Consider the following 21,566-nt stretch of genomic DNA (forward strand, 5'->3'; position numbering starts at 1 on the left):
TGATTCAAGGTGTCATTAAACAACCGAAATCCTTGCGTCAATGCGACCTTTTCCTGGAAGAATCTCAAGGTTTTTCAATTTCAACTGGGCTTCAAAATCTTTTTCAAGACTATGAAGGGCTCCATGTTCGAGGAGCTCCTTTTTAAACCGGCTCAAGGTACTATGTCCAGGAACACTGTCTTCAATAGTAAGGCCGCAGAACCTGAGTGCCGAGATACTATCATAGACCATAGCTTCTGTTTGCGTGTCTGAAAGCTGGTACCATTCAGAAATCAAATGCATTTTAAAAAGCAGTAATGGTGAATAGGCTTTGGCTCCCCTGTCTGTAAGTCCTTTAGTATATATTTTCTTAAGTTTTGAAGTAATAGGTTCCCAATTGACATACTTATTTATATGAGAAAAAAATTCATTCTTTCTACTGTGTTTGTCCACAAATGGGGCTACAAAACTTCTTTGCGGATCATTGATGTTCTTATAACTTTTCACTCTTCTAAGTTACGAACTAATGTCTTGGTTTGCAAGCTGGTGAACGCATAATCTTTAGAAATAATGGATTGATTCAAACAAATCTAAATAAAATGATTTAAAAGCATATAATTCAATTACCTAATGATAGTATAGAACACCTTTAGTCTAATTAATATTATTAAATTAGCGTCTATATATACCCAAATCATGCGCAAAAAATATTTCTTAGAATCAATCTTATCCTTGAATAAGAGCAATCAAGATCCGCTTAATTTCCCTATCAGGTTAACCAACAAATTAGGTCACTTAAATAGCCTGGTTACGTTAGACGATTTTCCGCCCACGTCTCAGGATATTGCTGTTAAAAATGAATTAAGTGCTTTAATTGAATTAGAATTAGATAAATTTGATAATCTGATAAGCAAAGAGATCAAAGGATTTAATGATTCTTTTAATGCTTTATCTTTAGATTATTTAATTTTGGAGTGATTACGGTTATACAATGAAAAGACTTAAATACTTATTTGTTTTTATTCTTCCATTAGGAGTGTATTTTTCCTTTAACAGGCATGGATTAAGCACTTTTGGCCCAGTATTTTTTGCCTTCATTTTTATTCCATTGATTGAACTTTTTTTAAGACCGGATAAGCGTAATTTAGATCAGGATTCTTTGCAAAAAGAAAAGAACTCTAAGGTTTATGATTGGATTTTGTATCTGGCAGTACCGATTCAATTATTGATGCTAATATCGTTTTTGTTTGTTATTGAATTGACACCATTCATGTCAGTTAGTTTTATAGGGAAAGTTTTTTCCATGGGATTATTATGTGGTGTTCTTGGGATTAATATTGGACATGAACTAGGGCACCGTTCGTCAAGAATGGAGCAATTTTTAGGTGAGATATTGTTATTAACCTCGCTGAATACGCATTTTCTTCCTTATCATAATGAAGGGCATCATCGCGAAGTGGCAACTCCGAGTGATGCGGCAACGGCTAAAAAAGACCAATGGTTATATTCATTTTGGATTACTTCGCATTTTAAGAGCTATGTCAAGGCCTGGAAAATTGAAAATAATAGAATGAGACGTAATGGGAAGTCAATTTTTTCTTTGTCTAATAAAATGATAGTTTATAGCATAGCGAATGTAGCAGTGCTTAGTACCATCTATTTTCTCTTTGATCTGAAGGTTTTTTTAGCCTTTATTTTAGCCGCCGTCATAGGAATATTACTATTGGGAACAGTAGACTATATTGAACATTATGGTTTATTGAGAAAGTTAAATGCCTCAGGAAGATACGAAAGGGTCCAACACCGGCATTCTTGGAATTCAGATCACCAATTAGGCAGGCTAATGCTGTTTAATCTTTCAAGACACTCTGACCATCATTATAAAGCCAGTAAGAAATACCAGCTGCTGGAATCATTACCAGAAAGTCCTCAGATGCCAACAGGATACCCGGGAATGATGATGCTTGCCACGATACCTCCTTTGTTTTTTTGGATTATGAATAAAAAAATTAAATCCTAGCAATCATACTTAATCCTAGCATAGTTTTATTCTTTTTGTCTGGGGTCTTCGTTAATAATTCTTCTCACAGGAGCAGGAGCTTGAATTCCATCTTCTTTGAGCGCTTTAAAAATTGCCAAGGCGATACTGCTATCAGTTTTTAACGTATCAGAAAAAGTTGTCCAATACATTAAGGCAAAATTAAGATTGCCATCAGGTCCATAACCATAGAAATAGGTTTTCGGAGCAGGTTCACGACTTGTATTAGGGTGTTCTAAGGCAATTTCATTGAATAATTCGATTACTCTTTCAGGGTCGGCATCAGGCGATGTTTTCATCGGAACTTTACTTCTTCTATTTCTGTTGGATAAAGTCCAGTTGATTACTTTTTTAGAAATCAAATCACCATTAGGAATGATGACCTCTGCACCTGAATAGGCTCTGATATTACTTGATCGAACCCCAATATTAGTCACAACTCCCATTTCCATATCAACCTCTATGGTATCTCCTAAATTGATGGGCCTTTCAAAGGCCAGGATTAATCCTGAAACAAAGTTAAGCACCACATTTTGCAATCCAAAACCAATACCAACTCCAAGGGCACCAAGAATAAATCCAAGTTTACTGAGGTCTACCCCAGCAGCAGAAAATCCGGCATATAAGCCTAAACCAATCACCACAATTCGCAATACCAATGAGATAGCTGGAGCAACACCTCTAGGTAAAACATTGACCATCCATTCATCTTGAAATAAGGTTGCTGCTAATTTAGCAATAACCAAAGTCATAATGAAAATTACGGCAAAGGCTAAAAGACCACCTAAAGAAATAGTCATTTCACCAACCCTCCATTCTATAGCTAAAATGTCATTATAGCCATTAATGAGATAATCATTTAGTTCAAAGGCGTTCAGCGTAAAAAACAACCAAAATAATAGACCAACAAAATTCAATAAAGGCCTTATTCTTTGATGAGTGGCCTTCACCATGGCGGTCAAGGTTTGGATATTTGTAGTACTTCTAAATTTAAAAATGAGTATAAAAATACTTGTGAATACTTTTATAGCGAGGTAAATGATAACACCAAAAGTGAGTGAAATAATAACTGCTTTTGTTATAAAGTTAGATAAGGCGACCATACCAATTACGTTGGCGATGATAGAAATAACTAGCAGGAACATATAAAAAACTGAAATGATCTTAAAAGGACGAATGATTTGTGAAAAAGCATCTGGGTTTGCTTTGATTATTTTCCGTCCAAGGATTAAGGAAAGTATGATTATCAGCGCATCCAAGATTAATAGGCCTCTTACCAAATGCGCTTTGATTCCGATAAAAGCTTCAAATGTATTGATCATGTACACGAGAAAAAGTAGCCACAAAAACCCACTGAATTTTTTAACAGTTACTTTTGGAAGCAATAAAACTGTACCGAATAAAACAATCATAATATGAAATTCGGCATAGGCAGGAACCATTGAATCATAAAAGAATGCCGAGATGAGAACACCTACTGACAAGGTTGTTAAAAACGGGTTTTTTAAAATGGTTTTAGCTTGTATTTCAATGGGATTTTTTAGCGACAGGATATTTTTTTTCCACTTTGCATTGGCTATGATAAGAAAAGCCATAAATAAAATTAGAAATACAATCTGAAATATAAAGGTCTTAATATTTAAATGAAAAAAATCTAAAAATTGGGTTTTGTTTTCTTTTACGCCTTTGTAAATCAAAGAATAAGAAGAAATTGATTCAGTAGCAATACTATCCCCAATCATTAATTTTTCACCTTTTTGCCAAATTGGCTTACTGTCAAAAACAAAATAATCCTTTCTTCTTTGATTTTCTGCAAATTCAATATTTGAAATTTCCTCATCTATGATAAGCACTAGTTCGGTAATTTTTTTCTGTGTGATAAAAACACTATCTAATCTAAGATGGGCTATTGACATGATTTCCTCGAGAACGACAATGGCTTTATTAAAGCTGTCTTCCATGTCTTTAGACTCGCTCCTGTTTGCTAATTCTGCTTTGGTAAGCTCCCAACGATTTATATCATAAAACACATCGTTAATGATTTTACTAATTTCTTCGGACCTGTTTTTGATGACGCCTTGGTATTCACTTAAAACTGATTTATAATTAGTCCATTCGACTTTTCGTACTTTAAGATCTCGCAGCGTTACATCCTCTCTGTTTAAAAAAGCAGAGTCTACTAATTGGAGTATTTTCGGCCCGGCTACATCAACGATAGAATCTATTTCTAAGATTCTATTTTTTGCATCCAGCGCTGATTTAAGCTTAGATACTTGTTGGCCTAATTTTTCGGATTCTTCTGAGATATCTCCAATTGCAATAGCTTCACTAGAAACAGAAGTACTGTCAGTTTTAGTTTCTACGTCTTGGGCATAAAGACCAAAAGAAAGGAATAAAGAGAGAGACAGAAAGTAAAATATTCTAATGGATTGAGACTTCATAAATAGCGTTTTGAAAGCAACAAGATACTTATTTTTTCCATTCCGAATCATACACCTGAAACTTGAGTCATTAGAGGATCTTTTTAAAAAAGAACTTATCTTTATGAATTCATAATTTCACTGATCAAAACACTACAAATATGTCTAAAAATGATGCGCGGCTAAGGGTTGGAATGGCTCAAATAGCACCAGTTTGGCTCGATAAACAGATGACGATAGCAAAAATCATTTTTCAAATCAATGAAGCGGCCGACAAAAAATGTGAGCTTCTTGTTTTTGGAGAAGGTCTATTGCCTGGTTACCCTTTTTGGCTGGGTTTGACTCATGCTACCGAGTTTGATTCTAAAATGCAGAAGGAGATGCATGCGCATTATGTTAGAAATGCCATTCAAATTGAAGCAGGTGAATTGCAAGACATAACGAATCTCTGTCGTGACAGGAAAATATCAGTATATCTCGGATTGATTGAACGCCCGCTTAATAGAGGAGGGCATAGCTTGTATTGTTCGTTGGTATATATTGATGCAAAAGGAGAAATTCAGTCAGTGCATCGAAAATTACAGCCTACCTATGATGAAAGACTCACTTGGTCTCCAGGAGATGGAAATGGTTTGCAAGTGCATCCACTAAAGAAATTTACTGTGGGAGGTTTGAATTGCTGGGAAAATTGGATGCCACTTCCTCGTACTGCGCTATACGGACTCGGTGAAGACCTTCATATTGCGGTTTGGCCTGGATCAGATCATAATACCCGTGATATCACGAGATTTATTGCGAGAGAATCAAGGTCATTTGTCATTTCAGTATCAAGTTTGATGAATAGAAAGGATTTTCCAAATGACACACCTTATTTGGATAAGATTCTTCAGGATTGCCCTGATGTATTGGCCAATGGAGGATCTTGCATTGCCGGACCAGATGGCGAATGGATTATTGAGCCACAAATTGGTAAGGAAGGTCTGATCATTCAGGATATTGATTTTAACCGCGTATTGGAAGAGCGTCAGAACTTTGACGTTGTTGGCCATTATTCAAGACCTGATGTAACGCGCTTGACAGTCAACAGAGAAAGACAAAGCATTTTAGATATAGAGGATAATACAAAACCAAAAGGATGAAAAAAATTGGATTAATAGGAGGAATGAGTTGGGAGTCAACACTTTTGTATTATAAACTGCTTAATGAAAAGGTGAAATCATTACGTGGCGGTTTTCATTCAGCAAATTGTGTAATTGAGTCGGTTGACTTTGCTGAAATAGCAGCGCTCCAAGCTAAAGATGATTGGAACGCTTTGGATGAATTAATGAAAACAAGGGCGCGGGCATTGGAATCTTCAGGCGCAGAAATGATATTGATCTGTGCCAATACGATGCATTTGAGTGTGCCTGCTATTGAACAAAGCAGTAAAGTTCCTGTGTTGCATATTGCCGATGTCACGGCGGCTGAAATCAAGAATAAAAAATTAAAAAAAGTGGCCTTGTTGGGAACAAAATTCACCATGGAAAGAGACTTTTTTAGAGACATTCTTGAAAAGAATGGGATTGCCGTATTAATACCTGACGAGGAGGGGAGAAATAAGGTTCATGATATTATTTACAAAGAACTGGTCAATGGGATTGTGACCGATGAATCAAAAAAGGCATATGTGTCAATAATCGAGAGTTTAATAACAGAAGGAGCAGAAGGGATTATTCTGGGTTGTACAGAGATTCCTTTATTGATCAAGCCAATGGATGTTGACATTCCTCTTTTTAATACAACAAAAATTCATGCCGAAAAGGCTGTGGAGATAGCACTGGAAGGTAGTTATTAGCTAATTATCTTTTCGAATGGAGTGACAGTTGAATCCTCTTTCTAATTTTATCAACTTCTAAAACCTTCACGATAACTTGTTGGTGAAGGTTTACAATGGCATTTACATCTTTTACGAACGTATCGGAAAGGTTTGAAACATGAATCAAACCATTTTCTTTGATTCCAATATCTACAAAGCAGCCAAAATTTGTAATATTATTGATAATACCGGGGAGTAATTGCCCTTCTTTCAAGTCGTCAATACTTTTTAAATTTTGATCAAAACTAAAAATCTTGGCTTTTTCTCTTGGGTCAACACCTGGTTTTTCAAGTTCGTGAACAATATCTTTCAATGTAGGAAGACCGATCTGATCATTGCAATACTGTTGAAGGTCAATTTTTTCAAGTAGGGGCTTATTGCCCACCAAATCGTTCAAATTTATTTTTTCATCCTTTGCCATTTTTGCAACAAGACTATAACTTTCAGGATGAACTGCAGAATCGTCTAATGGGTTTTTCGCATTTTTAATACGCATAAAACCCGCAGATTGTTCAAAGGCTTTCGCGCCAAGTCTTGCTACTTTCTTAATTTCTGCTCTTGACTTGAAAGGACCCTTTTCTTTTCTGTGATCTACAATGTTCTGAGCCAGTTTATCGCCAATCCCGGAAACATAACTCAATAGAGAAACACTGGCCGTATTGATGTTCACTCCAATAGTGTTTACGCAACTTTCAACTACGGTATCCAGACTGTCTTTTAGTTTATGCTGGTCAACATCGTGCTGGTATTGACCTACTCCAATTGACTTGGGATCTATTTTTACCAGTTCTGCCAAAGGATCAGCTAGTCTTCTCCCAATAGAAACAGCACCTCTTACCGTTACGTCAAAATTAGGAAATTCATCACGGGCAATTTTCGAAGCAGAATAAATCGAGGCACCTGCCTCATTAACTATAAAGACCTCAATATCTTTATTAAAACGAATGTTTTTTACCAGTCTTTCTGTTTCCCTCGATGCAGTACCATTTCCGATTGCAATGGCGTCTATTTTGTAGGCATCCACCAGGGAATTTAATTTTTTCATTGCGCCTTTTACATCATTTTTGGGAGCATGAGGATAAATGTTCTCATTGTGTTCTAATCGGCCCTGTGCACTGAGGCAAACAAGTTTACAGCCAGATCTAAACCCAGGGTCGAGCGCTAAAATTCTTTTTTCACCAAGTGGTGCTCCAAGTAAAAGTTGTCTTAGGTTTTTGGAAAAAACCTGTATAGCATTTTCATCCGCCTTTTCTTTAGCAGTTTGAAGAATTTCATTAGAAAGTGAAGGGAAGAGCAATCTTTTAAAGGCATCATCTATGGCAAGAGCAATTTGTTCGGTACATTCTGTCTGGCGTTCGATGATTCTCTGTTTGATTTCATTGAGAACCTTTTCTTTGTCGATAAGTATTGCGATTCGGATAAAACCCTCTCGTTCTGCTCTTAAAATAGCCAATAGGCGATGGGACGGACAAGACTTAAGATCTTCCTCCCAATTAAAATAATCTGAAAATTTGATGGCCTTTTCCTGATCAGCTTTCGACTTTACAACTTTGGTCTGGATACGGGCGAATTTGTTCAAATGCCATCTTACTCTATTTCTGACACTGCTTCTTTCACTTATCCATTCTGAAATGATGTGTCTGGCTCCTTCAAGTGCTGCTTCATGATCTATATCTGCTGAAGTATATCTGGAAACAATCTGTGATAGTGAATCTGGTTTTTGGCTCATGATAATTTTAGCCAGGGGTTCTAAACCATTGTTTCTGGCCGTTTCAGCCTTTGTTTTTCTTTTTTTCTTAAAGGGCAGGTATAAGTCTTCTAAAGTATTGAGATCAATCGCGGCATTAATTTGAGAACTTAATTCAGGACTTAAAACCTCCTGCTCTTCAAGCGCTTTAAAGATTGTAGCTCTCCGTTTCTCTAGTTCTTCGAACAGTTTTTTGAATTCAACTATACGGCCTATCTCTACTTCATCAAGATTACCAGTTTTTTCTTTTCTGTACCTTGAAATAAATGGAATGGTACAATCTTCCTTCAGCAGGTCTATTGTATTTGAAATTCCCTTTTTGGGAAGTTGTGTTTTAGACTCAACAAAAGCCAATAGATCCATAGAAGATTTTTAATTATTTGATCAGCTTACTTTTTCTCCGTTTGCAACGGAGTCAGCATCGGGTTCAATAAAACTAAGCTTGCCTTCGGTTGTATCACTCATTAAAATCATCCCTTGACTTTCAACCCCTCTCAATTTTCTTGGAGCAAGATTAACTAAAACAGACACTTTTTGTCCAATAATATTGGCAGGATCAAAACTTTCTGCAATGCCGCTTACGATAGTTCTGGTATCGATTCCAACATCAACTTTTAGTTTTAAAAGCTTCTTGGTCTTCGGTATTTTTTCAGCTTCAAGAATTGTTCCTATTCTAATGTCCAATTTACTGAAGTCATCAAAATTAATGGTTTCTTTTTGAGGTGTTAATTCAACAGTTACCTGACTCTTTTTTGACGCTTCTAGTTTGTCAATTTGAGTTTGAATTTCTGCATCTTCGATTTTTGCAAATAACAATTCAGCCTTATTGATTTGATGATTCGCCGGCAGCAATGTTTTTTCTGTGCTAATCGACTTCCAATTCAGGTTTTCAAATCCTGTACTATTGAGAATTCCTTTTAATTTTATACTTGTAAAAGGAAGAAATGGTTCGCATAAAACTGATAAGCCTGTTGCGATTTGAAGTGCAACAAACATAATCGTTTTTACTCTTTCAGCATCTGTTTTTATTTTTTTCCAAGGCTCTTCATCAGCTAGATATTTGTTGCCCAGTCTTGCCAAATTCATCAGTTCAGAAAGCGCTTCTCTAAAGCGATACCTATCTATCGAGCTTGAAATAATATCAGGATATTTAGCTAATAGATCAAGTGTTTTGTTATCTACTTCTGTAAAACTGTTTGGCTCAGGAACTGAACCTTCGTAGTATTTATCAGTCAATACAACAACTCTATTGATAAAATTACCAAAGATAGCCACAAGTTCATTGTTATTTCTGGCCTGAAAATCTTTCCAGGTAAAATCATTATCCTTCGTCTCAGGCGCATTAGCGGTAAGCACATACCTTAATACATCTTGTTTTTCAGGAAATTCCTCAAGGTATTCATGAAGCCATACTGCCCAATTTCTCGAAGTTGAGATCTTGTTTCCTTCAAGATTTAAGAATTCATTTGCTGGTACATTTTCCGGAAGAATATAACTTCCCTGAGCCTTTAACATAGCAGGGAAAATGATACAATGAAATACAATATTGTCTTTTCCTATAAAGTGAATCAAATTGGTACCTTCATCTTTCCAATAAGGCTCCCAATCTTTTCCTGTTCTTTCTGCCCATTCCTTTGTTGAAGAAATATAACCAATCGGCGCATCAAACCACACATATAAAACCTTTCCTTCCGCTCCTTTAACAGGAACTGGTATTCCCCAGTCTAAATCTCTGGTTACAGCTCTTGGTTTTAAGCCATCGTCAACCCAAGATTTTACCTGGCCTAAAACATTGGCTTTCCAATCTTTTTTATGACCCTTTAGAATCCACTCATCCAGAAAACTTTCATATTCATTCAAAGGCAGATACCAATGCTTGGTTTCTCTTAGTGATGGTTTGTTTCCTGTAATAACTGATTTTGGGTTTATTAAATCCTGTGCATTGTGACTGGTACCGCAATTCTCGCATTGATCACCATAACTTTCTTCAAAGCCACATTTAGGGCAGGTTCCAACGATAAACCTGTCAGCTAAGAATTGATCAGCCTCTTCATCATATAATTGAGCGGATGTTTCCTCAATAAATTTACCGTGTTCATATAAGTCCTTAAAGAATTCACCTGCCGTTTCGTGATGCACTTTTGCTGTTGTTCGCGAATAATTATCAAAAGTAATTCCGAATTCCTGAAAAGATTTTTTAATGATCTCATGGTATTTATCCACTACGGCTTGAGGTGTAATTCCTTCCGCTTTAGCTTTTAAAGTAATAGGCACTCCGTGCTCATCTGAACCGCAAACAAATGCTACATCCTTGCCATTGAGGCGAAGGTATCTCGCATAAATGTCAGCTGGAACATAAACTCCTGCCAAATGACCTATATGAACCGGCCCGTTGGTGTAGGGTAAAGCAGCTGTTATCGTATATCTTTTAGGATCTTGCATGTGTAAAAATTAAGACCACAAAAGTAAGAAAAAGGGTAAACATGTCATTCTTTATTTTCATTTATCAAGCTATTCATGCTTAGTTAAGAAAGGATGGTCAAAAAATAGATTTTAAATTATATTTTTATAAAAATTTAAAAAATGTTTTACAAGTTAAATATATTGTTGTTTTCGTTGATTTGTCTGGTGCTTTTTAGCCAGAATACAACAGCTCAAAACGACACGGAGGCCATTATCACAAGAGATCTTATACGGCCACCACACTTAAAAAAAGGGGATACGATCATTATTTTGGCACCAGCTGGAAAGATTAAAGACAGGGCGGCAATTGATCCGGGAATAGAACTTGCCAATCATTGGGGATTAGTGGTTTTTTTTGGAAATCATTTGCTTTCTCAGGATAGTTCTTTCGCCGGAACCGACTCAGAAAGACTGGAAGATCTTCAAAAGGCGCTTGATGACCCAAGCATCAAAGCCATATGGGCTGCTCGTGGAGGTTATGGTACGATAAGAATCATTGATGATCTTGATTTTTCAAAATTTATGGAACACCCTAAATGGATTATTGGTTATTCGGATGTGACCGTGTTGCATAATAAAATTCACGGTTTAGGTTATCAGTCTATTCATGGGCAGATGCCATTGACTCTTGATTTGGAAGAGCCAAGTCAAAAAGAATCAATTCAAACCTTGTATGGAACCTTATTTGGTAAGAAATTACAGTATAAAATACCTTCTTCAAAGTACAATCGTTTAGGTGAAGGCTCAGGTCAATTGGTAGGCGGTAATTTATCAATTGTTTACAGTATGCTGGCCTCTGACACTAATCTAAACATGAATGGTAAAATTCTCTTCATTGAAGATGTTGGTGAAGCCTTGTATCATATAGATCGCATGATGATTAGTTTGAAAAGAGCTGGATTTTTTAATAATTGTGGAGGTATTATTGTTGGGGATTTTAAGTTAAAATCTAATGAGGGTAATAGATTTGGGAAAACACTGGAAGAAATAGTTCTTGAAGCTGCTGAAGGAACTGAATTTCCAATTGTCTTTAATTTTCCGGCCGGCCATGTTGATGATAATAGAACATTATTATTAGGAAGTTATGTTGACATGAAAGTAGCAAAGAATAAAACCAGGATAAAATTTAGATAAAAAATGGCAGCTCATAATGAACTTGGAAATCATGGTGAGCAACTGGCTGTGCAGTATTTAATAGAGAAAGGATTTATAATAAGAGAGCAGAATTGGCGGTTCAAAAAGGCCGAGGTGGATATCATCGCTCAAAAAGGAGATGTTCTGGCCATTGTTGAGGTGAAGACCAGATCGAATAGTTTTTTTGGTGACCCCCAGGAATTCGTAAAGCGGGATAAGATCAATTTAATAGTAAAAGCGGTAGATCATTATGTTACTGAACTCGACTTGGATGTGGAGGTACGATTTGACATTATAGGAATTGTGAAGACTGACTTTAAAACCTCCATTACCCATTTAGAGGATGCTTTTTACCACTTTTAACAGATCCGGTTCATCTTTACAATTATCTTGTTTCAAACATTGTTTTTAATTCATTAAAGTCTTCCGGTTTGGCAAGAATTTTCTTTTCAGCGTCTAATACCAGGTAGGTGGGAATGGCCGAAATACCATAGTCTTTGACTTTTTGACTTGACCATTTATCCAAATCTAAAATATTGACAAACTCACTGTACTCCTTTGTCATAATCTCCCAGCTTTGTTTATTATCCTCTAGACCTACAGCTACGACTTTAATATTCTCAATGCCGCTTATAAATGTATAAAATTCAGGGATTTCCATTTGGCAATGTGGACAATTGGAACTAAAAAACAAAACGATAAAATAGTCAGTTCCCGATAGACTGTGCAGCGTGTTTGTTTTACCATCAGACTCCCAGCTAAAATCAGGGGCGATGCTGCCCAGGGCTGTTAGCAATGTTGCCTCTGTTCTTCTGATTAATTCTTCGTTTTGATAGGCAACGGGCAAAGCTTTGTAATAGGTGTCCATTACAAAGTTGATCATTTCTACATTTTCACTTATCAAGTAAGTTTCAATTAGTTCCTCCTCAAAACTGGACAAAGTTTCAAAATGATGGTCAATCCAATTTACCGCCTTTTCAATTGCAACTTTTTGAAGTTCATTTTCTGAAACTTCATCTTCGCCTTGGTTTAAATAAAAGACATAGTCGTTTAAGCGGTCATTGACAAAAGTAGAGTGATTTAAAATGCTATCTGAAAGGTCCATGGCATCAAAAAAATGTTCCTTTATGGCTTCAAGATAAGCCTCAGGTTCCTTATGAGGCGAATTCTCGTTATACTGCGAGCTGGCTAGGATAAAATGATTTGCGAGCAAACCTTCAGAGTTTTTTTCAAAAAGATGCTGTTCATCTTTTAAATCCGCGAGGTATTTTTTGTATGTTTTTTCAAGCGCTTCATCGGTTTTTTTATCAGTAGATTTAAAATAAAGCACCTGAATCGAATCCAATCTTTGTTGCTTTGATTTTATTGCCTCATAATAATTGTGATAGATATTATTCTCTTCTGATTCTGAAAACGATATGGAGGTATCAGGATTATTTGGGTCAAATGAAAACTTCACGTCTTCTTTATTGTAGATAAATTCGACATACAGATTGTTTTCAATTTGATAGTACGCCCGGTAAATACCAGAATCTTCCTTTTCGTCAATTTCAAACTTAAATTCACCATCTTCTACATCTGCATTCGCAATATAGGTTTGTTCACCGTTCTCCAATTTATACAGCAGAATCCACGAATAATCATGGTCAGGGTCTATAGTTCCATTAATGGAATATTGAGCTTGAAGTGCATAGCCAAAGACAAACAACAATAAAAAAAGATACTTCCTCATATAGGATTTTTTTGCAAAGGTACAATTTATCTTAAAATTCTTGATTCATGAAGCTGGCCTTTGACAGTCCTTATCAACGCATCTAATTGAGTATCTTTGAAAAAACTGATTATGAATCTAAAGAATAATATTATTTGGATCACAGGATCCTCTTCCGGAATTGGTGCCGCTTTGGCGCGACAGTATTCTGAGTTGGGAGCTCAATTGATTCTCTCTGCAAGAAATACAGAAGCTTTAGAAGAAGTGAAATTGTCATGTTTGCATCCAGAACGCATCAAGACCTTGCCATTGGATTTGGCTGATACTTCAGCTCTAAAAGGAAAGGTTGAGCTGGCTCTAAGTCTGTTTGGAAGGATAGATATACTTGTTAATAATGCCGGAATAAGTCAAAGATCACTCGTTTCGGATACATTTTTGGAGGTAGATAGAAGAATTTTTGAAGTGAATTATTTTGGGACAATAGTTTTGACAAAAGCCTTACTTCCACATTTCAAAATGAATAAGAAGGGGCATTTAGTCGTAATAAGCAGTGTGGTAGGTAAAATTGGAACGCCATTAAGATCTTCATATTCAGCATCTAAACATGCTTTGCATGGTTTCTTTGATAGCCTGAGGGCAGAATGTTATGATGACAGATTAGACGTCACTTTAATATGCCCAGGTTTTGTGAATACAGATGTTTCAATTAATGCACTCACAGCAAAAGGAAATAAGCAAGGCACAAAAGACAAGGCTACCGCCAACGGACTCAGCCCAGAATTTTTTGCAAAGAAAGCGATAAAGGCAATCTATCGAAGAAAACAAGAAGTTGTGATTGGAGGTTTTCTGGAGGTTTTAGCTGTTTATGTAAAAAGATTTTTCCCATTACTTCTCTCAAGAATGGTTAGAAAAGTGGACGTTACATAATCGGTTTTTCAGTATTTGAACCGTCGATTATTTTATCCAGATCTGCCTGAGTTAAGTTCGTTTTTAAACCAATTAAAACGAGCTCATCCCCGGAAGCTATTTCGAGTACTATTTCTTTAACTTTTTTATTTCTCTGAAGTGTAAAAAACGCAATTTTATCATTTTTACTTTTCACTTTGATCGTTTTTTCAAACCTCGATCTATTGATAAACTTGTCAAATTGCTCAGTTTTGTCTTCAGCGTGTTCAGAAAACACAAGAATTCGAATATGCTTGGCTTTTTTCAACAATGGTTTGATGTCTTCAATAGATTCCTCCGGCAAGAAACTTGCGATTAATGAACTACTAAGGCCAAAGGAAAATTCAGAATCGTCTTCATGTTCTTGGTAGAATGAATTAAAAGAGGTGTTGATAGCACAAGAGGAAAACGCAACAATAAATAATAACAAAAAAACTCTTTTCATGGTGGGGATTTCCTATACGACGATTGAAGTCGGGTTTTGTAACAAAAAAACTCAAGGCTTACTCAGGGTTTCACTTAAAGTGAAGCTCTGAGTAAGCTCTGAGGCAGAAAAATTGTTAAAGCATATCATTTGCTAAGTTGGCTAATTCTGAACGTTCTCCTTTTTCCAATTTGATATGGGCAAAGAGTGAATTTCCTTTTAGCCTGTCTATCAAATAGGTGAGTCCGTTACTGTGCTCGTCCATATAAGGAGTGTCTATTTGATTGATGTCTCCGGTAAATATGACTTTGGTGCCTTCACCAGCTCTTGTAATGATGGTTTTTACTTCATGGGGTGTAAGATTTTGAGCCTCATCAATAATGAAAATTGCATTGCTAAGACTTCGACCTCGAATAAACGCAAGCGCTGTAATAGTAAGTAAACCAGATTCTTGTAATTGTTCTAGTAACTTGCTCTTTTTTTCATTGGCTTTAAATTGATTCTTTATAAAAGTAAGGTTGTCCCAGAGAGGTTGCATGTATGGAGATATTTTATCCTCAGCATCACCAGGAAGAAAACCTATCTCTCTATTACTCAGAGGAATAATAGGTCGGGCAAGGATAATCTGGTCATATTTATTTTTTTGTTCCAAGGCGGATGCTAACGCCAACAGTGTTTTACCTGTTCCTGCAACTCCTTCTAAGGCTACTAGTTTAATATCTTCGTTGAGTAAGGCATTTAATCCAAAAGTTTGTTCAGCGTTACGAGGTTTGATACCGAAAACATATTTTTTATCAACTTTTTCAATAGCATCGGTTACCCCATTATATCTGGCAAGTACTGAATTTGTACAGTTGTTAAGAATATAATAGCCATTGGTAATTTTTTCCTTCCCAAGAATTCCTTTTTCTTTTACCTGACTCTTTTGATAAATACTTTGAATCACATCTGCATCAATATTGTCTATTACAGGTAGCCCTTCAGAAAACTTCTTTATGTTTTTGACCTTACCTGTTTCATAATCTTCAGATACAAGTCCGATTGCTCTCGCTTTGATACGAAGGTTAATGTCTTTAGACACTAAAATGATGGCATTGTCTTTTTCTTCATTTTGCAATGAAATGGCCGCGTTTATGATTTTGTTGTCATTTTTTGTATTTCCATAGATTTCTTCAGCATCTACTTTTTCCAAAGCGAGTTGATCCATGATCACTTTGATTTTACCATTGTCTTTTCCAAGCCCTATCCAAGAATTTAATCCGTTAACTCCTGATAATTTATCTAAGAACCGGATTACTTCTCTAGCTTCAAAATTTTTAGTTTCATTACCTATTTTGAACTGATCTAACTCTTCCAAAACAGTTATTGGAATAGCCACATCATTCTCTTCAAAACTCTTGATTGAATTGTGATCAAATAATAAAACAGATGTGTCTAAGACGTAAATTTTCTTTGTAGTGCTTTTCTTCATAAAATTTATTTTTTGGCGAGAGCACATCATTTTTGTGATGATGGGCTTATTTTTTCATAGGTGCCTTGCAAATGGCAGCTTCTAATTTTTTAAAAATGTACAAAAAATAAAGCTTGAAAAAAGAGGGAGGGATTAAAATATGGCTAGACTTATTAACAAGAAGTTAACTAAATGGCGTGTAAGGTGTCTAAAGCCTTTTCAATACTATCAATCCGAATAAAGGTAATAAGGAGTCTTAGGCCCTTTTTTGTTTGTTTTTCTTTCATGACGCAAGTTTGGCCATGAGATTGAACATATTTCAGCACTTTTGTGAAAAACGGACTTTGATAAAAATCGCTTTGCTGGTCAGACAAGAAATAGCCTATCATTCTTTTTTGTTTCAAAATGACTCTTTCTAAACCAAGAGTTCGGGCGACCCATTTTAACCTTATTGAATTTAACAAGTCAACAGCTTCAATCGTCAGTTCCCCAAATCTATCAATTAGTTTCTTTTCAAACTCCTGTATTTCCTCTTCAGTTTCGAGTTCACTAAGTTCTTTGTAGAGACTTAACCTCTCTGCTATACTGCTGATATAGTCATCAGGAAAGAGAATTTCAAAGTCAGTATCGATCTGAACTTCCTTTACATATTCTTTGATTTGATCTTCGTCCTGATGGTAAAGATCTTTAAATTCATTTTCTTTCAGTTCCTGAATAGCTTCATTCAGAATCTTTTGATAGGTTTCGAATCCGATATCATTGATGAAACCAGATTGCTCACCACCTAAAAGGTCACCGGCCCCTCTGATTTCTAGATCCTTCATGGCTATATAAAAGCCGCTACCTAATTCAGAATGGAGTTCAAGAGCCTGAATTCTTTTTCGGGCATCATCGGTCATCATATGATATGGTGGGGTAATTAAATAACAAAAAGCCTTTTTGTTAGACCTTCCCACACGACCTCTCATTTGATGCAAGTCACTTAATCCAAAGTTATTGGCATTATTTATAAAAATGGTATTGGCATTGGGCACGTCTAAACCGCTTTCAACAATAGTTGTACTGACCAATACGTCAAAATCACCGTTAATAAATTGAAGCATCAGTTGCTCCAGTTTTTTTCCTTCCATCTGGCCATGACCAATACCCACTTTTGCATCGGGTACCAATCTTTGAATAAGTCCGGCTACTTCAGTTATATTTTCTATACGGTTATGGATAAAGAATACCTGGCCACCTCTCAGAATTTCATAACGAACAGCATCTCTTATGGTATCTTCTCCAAAACGAATTACATTAGTTTCTATGGGATGCCTGTTTGGAGGAGGTGTTTTTATTACAGATAAGTCTCTCGCTGCCATGAGAGAGAATTGAAGCGTCCTGGGAATAGGAGTAGCTGTAAGGGTCAGCGTATCTATATTTTCTTTAATAGTCTTTAACTTGTCTTTAACGGCCACACCAAATTTTTGCTCTTCATCAATGATCAAAAGACCAAGGTCTTTGAATTTCACACTTTTACTCACGAGCTGATGCGTTCCAATAACAATATCAACACCTCCACTTTCCAAGCCTTCTAAAACATCCTTTCTCTGTTTAGTAGTTCTGAATCGGTTTAAATAATCTACTCTTAGCGGAAAATCTTTTAGCCTTTCCTTGAATGTTTTTGCATGTTGGAATGCCAAAATAGTGGTAGGAACTAATATGGCGACCTGTTTCCCATTGTCAACAGCTTTGAAGGCGGCTCTTATGGCTATCTCTGTTTTCCCAAATCCAACATCTCCACAAATCAACCTGTCCATGGGTTGGTCTTTTTCCATATCTGCTTTGACCGCTTCAGTGGCGCTTAGTTGGTCAGGAGTGTCTTCATAAATAAAACTCGCTTCCAATTCATGTTGTAGATAGCTGTCGATATTATAGGCATGTCCTTTTTGAAGTTTTCTTTTTGCATAAAGTTCTATTAGATTATAGGCAATATGCTTGACTCTGGCCTTTGTTTTTTGTTTGAGGTTTTTCCAAACATTTGACCCCAGTTTATGAACTTTAGGAGCCTTACCATCTTTACCGTTGTATTTGGTGATTTTATGCAAGGCATGAATGCTGATATACAAAACATCCCTTTCTCCATATATAAGTTTTATAGCTTCTTGTTTCTTGCCTTCTACATCGATTTTATGCAGACCTCCAAAACGACCTATTCCGTGGTCAATATGCGTTACATAGTCTCCAATTTCAAGATTTGTCAACTCCTTGAGTTGTATAGATTGTTTTTTCGCAAAACCACTTTTTAATCTGAATTTATGGTAGCGCTCAAATATTTGATGATCGGTATAACAGGCAATTTTAAGATCTCGGTCAATAAAACCCTGGTATAATGGTGTGGTTATGGTTTGGTAGGTAACTTCTTTGTCGAGATCGTCGAAAATATCATGAAACCTCTTGGCCTGATTTTCATTGTCACAAAACAAATAATTTGTTATACCCGCTTCAGAATTCTCATTTAGGGTTTCAATTAATAAATCGAATTGTTTGTTAAAAGCCGGCTGAGGCAGGGTATCAAAAGCAATGGTTTTATCAAACTTTCCTTTGGATCTGTTTTCTATGATAACACTTGAAAATGCTGTTAATTGATTATCTATTAGCGCTCCATCGCAAAACAACTCATCAGGGCTGCTGTGCTTTATTTCACCCTTAAGATTCTCAAACGCCTCTTTAGCTTTTACGTATAACTTGTCTAAACGAGCCTTATTTAAATCAGGGCTTTTTGTAAAAACTACCGTTTTTGAAGAAATATACTTTAGAAAGCTCTGGCGTTTCTCTTCAAGAAATTTGTTTTCAACATTAGGCATGATATCGATCTTGGTCAATCGATCTATCGAGAGTTGCGTTTCTATGTCAAAGGTCCGGATACTATCTATTTCATCTCCAAAAAATTCGATTCGATAAGGATAATCATTTGAAAATGAGAATACATCGATGATGCCTCCTCTAATAGCAAAATCTCCGGGGTCTACAACAAAATCAACACGATTGAATTTGTACTCATGGAGTAAGTCATGAACAAAATCTAGAGACAGGGTGTCAGCCACTGCCAGTTTAAGGGTGTTTCTTTTTAGCTCACTTTTTGTAATGACCTGTTCAAAAAGGGCATCAGCATAGGTAACGATAAGTGCAGGTTTTTTTTGTGAATTAATCCTGTTCAATACTTCTGCCCTAAGAAGTATATTGGCATTATCGGTATCTTCTATTTGATAAGGTCTTCTATAAGATCCAGGATAGAAAAGAACGTCATCTCTTACACTGCTATTGTTATTGTCGAGAACTTGTTCAAGATCATTTAAAAAATAGGCTGCTTCTTCTTTTTCATTGCAAATGAGCAATATGGGTTTTCCGGTTGCTCTAAATACAGAAGATATCACCATAGACAATGCAGATCCATTCAAATTGGTAATTTCAATTTGTTGGTTGTCATTTTTGACAGTGTCTACAATATGCCTGACTTTGTCAAAACTATCATAAAGATCAGCAATAATCTGCTTACTCAAAGTGATTAATTTTTCGCAAATATAAGTTTAATAGGGCAGAATATTAAAACGATTATAGAAGTATATGCTAAAATTTTACAAGGTTATTTTGTATATTTGATAGTGTCCTTAAATAGTTGTTTTATGAATATTTCAGATATATATTTGTCTATAGGGCAAAAGAGAAACATCAGCCACTTTGCCAATATTGTCCGCATCGCAAAATCGGACAATCAAATTTCTTCTGAAGAAGTTGCATTCCTTGCAAAGGTTTCAAAGAAATATAGTATTACAGATGAGAATTTCAAGAAAATTTTAAAATCTCCTGAAAGTGTTCCCACCATAGCGCACCTCGATCATATAGAAAGAATTGAGCGTCTTTACGAATTAATCCTTATGGTCAAGGCTGATCGTCATATTGAAAATGAAGAGGTGTTAATGCTGAGACGTATAGTGATCGGTTTGGCTTTTCCATTGAACAGGGTTCAAATGATAGTAGACCATGCTCTTGAAATAGATATAGAAGAGGCTTCTATGGATAGTTTCACCGATAAAATGCTCAGATTATTAAAAATGAAATAGTTAAATGCTTCAGTCGATGGCGTTATAAATGACCTTATTGAGCTCTTGCCAAAAAGGTTGGTTGTTAAAGCCAAACATTTGGGTCATGCCCACAATGACAATATCTTTTTTAGGATCGATATAGTATTTGGTGTTAAAATAACCTCCCCAGCCAAATGATCCTTTACTAAGTGGTGACATGGCTGAATTTTCTTTTTTCACAACCCAATAACCCAGACCAAATCCCATTTCTTCCACATTACTCATAAACCCTGTATTGTTATTATCCAATTCGGTAAATTCAGGTTCTGACAGAAGTTTGACTGTTTTCTTTTTCAAGATTCTTTTTTTATTTAATGAACCTTCATTGGCAAGTGCCATACATAAGGTAGCATAATCAAGCGTAGTTGAGCTTAGGCCACCACCACCAGCGAAATGATTATGAGCAGGCATTTTAGGATATTCAAGAAATGGATAGTTAATGATATTTTGAACCGTATCGGAGGCATGAACTTTTGCGAGTCTATCTTGTTTTTCTTTCGGCAAATAAAAATATGTATCCTTCATTCCTAGAGGTCCAGAGATGTTTTCACTAAAGTATTTGTCTAGACTAGTTTTAGATACAACTTCAATTACCCTTCCTAATACTTCCATATTCATTCCGTATTTGTAATGAGTTCCGGGTTGGAATGCCAATGGTGCGGCCGCTATTTTATTCACCATCTCTTCAGTTGTAAATTGGTCGGTTGACAGGCCAAAAATCATAAGTTCATTTTTCGTATAGACGGCGCGTAAAGAATCTTTTTCAAAGCTGCCATAATAAATGCCTGAAGTATGGGTCAATAAGTTTCTTATCGTTATTTCTTTTTTTTGATTTACTGTTGTATAGGAAGAATCACTGCTATTAAAGCGATCCAAAACCATTGTTTTCTTAAATGAAGGAATGTATTTAGATAGCGGATCATCAAGGTCTAATTTCCCCTTTTCCATCAATTGCAAAATACTAACAACGGTGAGGCTTTTGGTCATTGAGGCAATTCTAAATATATTATCGTTTTCATAGGGTTTATTCATCGATTGGTTATCGTAACCAAAGCTTTTGAAATATTTTATTTTCCCTTTTTCTGCCACAAGAAACACACCCCCAGGAATAACACCCTTTTCAATATTTTCAGTTAAATAGTTGTCAATTACTGTAAGACTGCTTCCTATTGAAGTATCATAAATGGCACTTTGGCCAAAGATGAAAGTGTTGAAAAGCATAAAAGTTACAAAGGAGAAGAATGTTTTTGTCATTATAAGAATTGATAAGTGAATT

At 35.9% G+C, this 21,566-nt stretch carries 16 protein-coding genes and 1 pseudogene; 8 read left to right on the plus strand and 9 right to left on the minus strand.

Features of this window, described 5'->3' with window-relative positions; all coding sequences use genetic code 11:
• Positions 1 to 15: 15 nt before the first annotated feature.
• Positions 16 to 486, minus strand: coding sequence for a transposase (locus QWY87_RS02670; protein ID WP_290287883.1), 471 nt, complete (start codon positions 484 to 486; stop codon positions 16 to 18).
• A gap of 228 nt (positions 487 to 714) precedes the next feature.
• Here QWY87_RS02670 and QWY87_RS02675 point away from each other — a divergent pair.
• Together QWY87_RS02675 and QWY87_RS02680 are read left to right on the plus strand one after the other, a co-directional pair.
• Positions 715 to 957 (plus strand): annotated as a pseudogene (locus QWY87_RS02675) (hypothetical protein); the annotation flags it as partial.
• Between the two features lie 13 nt (positions 958 to 970).
• The gene (locus QWY87_RS02680; RefSeq protein WP_290287885.1) at positions 971 to 1,999 is read left to right on the plus strand and encodes an alkane 1-monooxygenase; all 1,029 of its coding nucleotides are present in this window, start codon (positions 971 to 973) and stop codon (positions 1,997 to 1,999) included.
• Between the two features lie 26 nt (positions 2,000 to 2,025).
• Here the strand turns inward: QWY87_RS02680 and QWY87_RS02685 are convergent, their stop codons facing one another.
• Complete coding sequence (locus tag QWY87_RS02685) at positions 2,026 to 4,458, minus strand: mechanosensitive ion channel family protein (protein WP_290287887.1); 2,433 nt, start codon at positions 4,456 to 4,458, stop codon at positions 2,026 to 2,028.
• 140 nt (positions 4,459 to 4,598) lie between these two features.
• Between QWY87_RS02685 and QWY87_RS02690 the strand changes: the two genes are divergently transcribed.
• Together QWY87_RS02690 and QWY87_RS02695 are read left to right on the plus strand one after the other, a co-directional pair.
• Entirely contained in the window at positions 4,599 to 5,576 is a 978-nt protein-coding gene (locus QWY87_RS02690) for a carbon-nitrogen hydrolase family protein (protein WP_290287890.1), read from the plus strand.
• Positions 5,573 to 6,271 carry an aspartate/glutamate racemase family protein gene (locus QWY87_RS02695; protein WP_290287892.1) on the plus strand — a complete coding sequence of 233 codons (699 nt, stop codon included), beginning with the start codon at positions 5,573 to 5,575 and terminating at the stop codon, positions 6,269 to 6,271. The genes QWY87_RS02690 and QWY87_RS02695 overlap by 4 nt, the downstream gene beginning before the upstream one ends.
• Positions 6,272 to 6,275: 4 nt before the next feature.
• Here the strand turns inward: QWY87_RS02695 and QWY87_RS02700 are convergent, their stop codons facing one another.
• Together QWY87_RS02700 and metG are read right to left on the minus strand one after the other, a co-directional pair.
• On the minus strand, positions 6,276 to 8,402 hold the full coding sequence (locus tag QWY87_RS02700; protein ID WP_290287894.1) for a Tex family protein: 2,127 nt from the start codon (positions 8,400 to 8,402) through the stop codon (positions 6,276 to 6,278).
• 21 nt (positions 8,403 to 8,423) lie between these two features.
• Complete coding sequence (gene metG, locus QWY87_RS02705; protein WP_290287896.1) at positions 8,424 to 10,481, minus strand: methionine--tRNA ligase; 2,058 nt, start codon at positions 10,479 to 10,481, stop codon at positions 8,424 to 8,426.
• Positions 10,482 to 10,622: 141 nt separating this feature from the next.
• On the opposite strand from metG, the gene QWY87_RS02710 reads away from it, so the two are divergent.
• Positions 10,623 to 11,636 carry a S66 peptidase family protein gene (locus tag QWY87_RS02710; protein ID WP_290287899.1) on the plus strand — a complete coding sequence of 338 codons (1,014 nt, stop codon included), beginning with the start codon at positions 10,623 to 10,625 and terminating at the stop codon, positions 11,634 to 11,636.
• Between the two features lie 3 nt (positions 11,637 to 11,639).
• On the plus strand, positions 11,640 to 11,999 hold the full coding sequence (locus QWY87_RS02715; protein ID WP_290287902.1) for a YraN family protein: 360 nt from the start codon (positions 11,640 to 11,642) through the stop codon (positions 11,997 to 11,999).
• Between the two features lie 22 nt (positions 12,000 to 12,021).
• Here QWY87_RS02715 and QWY87_RS02720 read toward each other — a convergent pair whose 3' ends face one another.
• A complete protein-coding gene (locus tag QWY87_RS02720; protein ID WP_290287904.1) occupies positions 12,022 to 13,368 on the minus strand; it encodes a redoxin domain-containing protein in 1,347 nt (448 codons plus the stop codon).
• Between the two features lie 111 nt (positions 13,369 to 13,479).
• On the opposite strand from QWY87_RS02720, the gene QWY87_RS02725 reads away from it, so the two are divergent.
• Positions 13,480 to 14,274 (plus strand): SDR family oxidoreductase, encoded by a 795-nt coding sequence (locus tag QWY87_RS02725; protein ID WP_290287906.1) that lies wholly within the window; start codon positions 13,480 to 13,482, stop codon positions 14,272 to 14,274.
• Here the strand turns inward: QWY87_RS02725 and QWY87_RS02730 are convergent.
• The 3 genes from QWY87_RS02730 to mfd form a co-directional block, all read right to left on the minus strand.
• Complete coding sequence (locus QWY87_RS02730; RefSeq protein WP_290287908.1) at positions 14,267 to 14,737, minus strand: DUF4252 domain-containing protein; 471 nt, start codon at positions 14,735 to 14,737, stop codon at positions 14,267 to 14,269. The two genes, QWY87_RS02725 and QWY87_RS02730, sit on opposite strands and share 8 nt — an antisense overlap.
• Positions 14,738 to 14,852: 115 nt before the next feature.
• Positions 14,853 to 16,187: a PhoH family protein gene (locus QWY87_RS02735; RefSeq protein WP_290287910.1), complete on the minus strand. Its 1,335-nt coding sequence runs from the start codon at positions 16,185 to 16,187 to the stop codon at positions 14,853 to 14,855.
• Positions 16,188 to 16,354: 167 nt separating this feature from the next.
• Positions 16,355 to 19,708 carry a transcription-repair coupling factor gene (gene mfd / locus QWY87_RS02740; protein ID WP_435389484.1) on the minus strand — a complete coding sequence of 1,118 codons (3,354 nt, stop codon included), beginning with the start codon at positions 19,706 to 19,708 and terminating at the stop codon, positions 16,355 to 16,357.
• Positions 19,709 to 19,831: 123 nt separating this feature from the next.
• Here mfd and QWY87_RS02745 point away from each other — a divergent pair, with 123 nt between their 5' ends.
• The gene (locus QWY87_RS02745) at positions 19,832 to 20,269 is read left to right on the plus strand and encodes a hypothetical protein (RefSeq protein WP_290287912.1); all 438 of its coding nucleotides are present in this window, start codon (positions 19,832 to 19,834) and stop codon (positions 20,267 to 20,269) included.
• Positions 20,270 to 20,278: 9 nt separating this feature from the next.
• Here QWY87_RS02745 and QWY87_RS02750 read toward each other — a convergent pair whose 3' ends face one another.
• On the minus strand, positions 20,279 to 21,544 hold the full coding sequence (locus tag QWY87_RS02750; RefSeq protein WP_290287914.1) for a serine hydrolase domain-containing protein: 1,266 nt from the start codon (positions 21,542 to 21,544) through the stop codon (positions 20,279 to 20,281).
• Between the last annotated feature and the right edge of the window lie 22 nt (positions 21,545 to 21,566).

Source organism: Lutimonas halocynthiae (assembly GCF_030409835.1).
GTDB classification, from domain to species: Bacteria; Bacteroidota; Bacteroidia; order Flavobacteriales; family Flavobacteriaceae; genus Lutimonas; species Lutimonas halocynthiae.